Source organism: bacterium, assembly GCA_024224155.1.
GTDB lineage: Bacteria > Acidobacteriota > Thermoanaerobaculia > Multivoradales > JAHEKO01 > CALZIK01.
The window spans coordinates 1-1865 of the sequence record JAAENP010000104.1; the positions used below are offsets into that span (position 1 = coordinate 1).

Below are 1865 nucleotides of genomic sequence, written 5' to 3' on the forward strand. Positions count from 1 at the left end.
GGTCGACGAGGTGGCGCTGCGTCGGGAGTTCCGCAAGTGGGAGGGTCAGCCATGAAGTACCCGGAACCGTTCAAGGCGAAGATGGTACAGAGGCTGACGACCCCTGGGGGGCCGAGTGCGACGGCGCTGTCGGAAGAAGTCGGTGTGGCGCAGCCGACCCTATCGAAATGGGTGCGTGAGGCGGGTAGAGTCGGCGCCATGGCTAAACAACGAAGGGTCGGGCCGAAGCGCCCGCAGGATTGGACTTCGCAAGAGAAGTTGACGGTGGTGAGCGAGGCGTCGCAGCTGCCGGAAGAAGAGCTGGGGAGCCTGCTGCGCCGCCGAGGCCTGCACCGCAGCGATCTGGAGCGCTGGTGTCGACAGATGCTGGCCGGTCTGGAGGCGCCGCGCAAGTCGGCGACGAGCTCGCCGGAGAAGCGCCGGATCCGGGAGTTGGAGCGCGAGCTGGGGCGTAAGGACAAGGCACTGGCGGAGGCCGCGGCGTTGTTGGTACTGCAAAAAAAAGTCCGAGCGCTCTGGGGGGACGGGGACGACGACACGACGCCGAGGAGAGGCAGATGATCCTTGCGCTGCTTGACGAGGCCGTCAGCGCAGGGGCGCGGCTTTCGCGTGCGTGTTCGGTCCTGGGCCTTTCAGAGCGCACCATCCAACGTTGGCGCCAGCAAGGGGGCGGGGAGGATCGTCGGCACGGGCCGAAAACCGAGCCGCCCAACAAGCTTTCGCCGCAGGACCGCCAACGCGTGCTCCAACGGGTCAACTCACCGGAGTTCTGTGACCTGTCGCCGAATCAGATCGTGCCCCGGCTCGCCGATCGGGAGATCTACGTCGCCTCGGAGTCGACGATCTACCGCATCCTGCGCGAGGAGGATCAGCTCGCCCACCGGCAGCGCTCGCGGCCGCCGGCCAAGCGCCCGCGCGAGCAGGTCGCCACCGGCCCCAACCAGGTGTGGTCTTGGGATATCACCTACCTGCGCGGACCCGTGCGCGGGCAGTTCTTCTTTCTCTACCTGGTTCTTGATATCTGGAGCCGCAAGATCGTCGGTGCTCAGGTCTATGCGCAGGAGTTGCCGCAGTACGCCGCCGAGTTGTTCGAGCACAGTTGCCAACGTCTGGAGCTCGACCCACGGGGCCTGGTCCTTCACGCCGACAACGGTGGGCCCATGAAAGGCTCGACGATGCTGGCCACCCTCCAGCGCCTGGGCGTCGTGGCCTCGTTCAGCCGCCCTCGGGTCTCGGACGACAATCCCTACTCGGAGGCGCTGTTCCGGACCCTGAAGTATCGCCCCGAGTATCCCTCCCAGCCTTTCGCTACTCTGGAGCAAGCTCAGGCCTGGGTCGATGGCTTCGTGCGCTGGTACAACACCGAGCACCTGCACAGCGCGTTGCGCTTCGTGACCCCGGACGACCGCCACGAAGGCCGCGAGAGAGCCATCTTGAAGAACCGTCAGCGCGTCTACGAAGCGGCCCGCCGCCAGCATCCTGAACGCTGGGCCGGGCCTCTTCGCAACTGGCAACCCGTCGAGGTAGTCTTCCTGAATCCAGACAAGATCACCAGGGACGTGGAGGATCTGCAAAAGGCAGCTTGAAACGGCTGCTCGAGGCGACAACTACCTTGACATCTACCGCTACTGGGGACGTGGGGGGACTGCGGCCCGTTACTTCTGCGACGGCGACTACCACGAGGGAGGGGACTACTGTATCGCCTTTGGGGGCGCCAAGGTCGTCCAACGCCTCGCGGAGGAACTCCTGGATGTGATCGCTCCTCTGGGCATCGAAGCCAGTCTCCAAGCGCAGGAGAGGATCCGAGCCTCTGAGAGCGAAGTGCTCCAGGGGTTGAGGCTGGAGCTCCAGCAACGTGACTTCGA

Annotated in this window: 1 protein-coding gene; it reads left to right on the forward strand. The window is 65.2% G+C overall.

Features of this window, described 5'->3' with window-relative positions:
* The first annotated feature begins 51 nt into the window (after positions 1–51).
* Positions 52–1586 (forward strand): IS3 family transposase gene (locus tag GY769_06140; protein MCP4201500.1). Its coding sequence is split into 2 segments (ribosomal slippage): positions 52–496 and positions 496–1586, totalling 1536 coding nucleotides; the frame shifts between segments, so codons are not numbered across the junction.
* Positions 1587–1865: the final 279 nt, after the last annotated feature.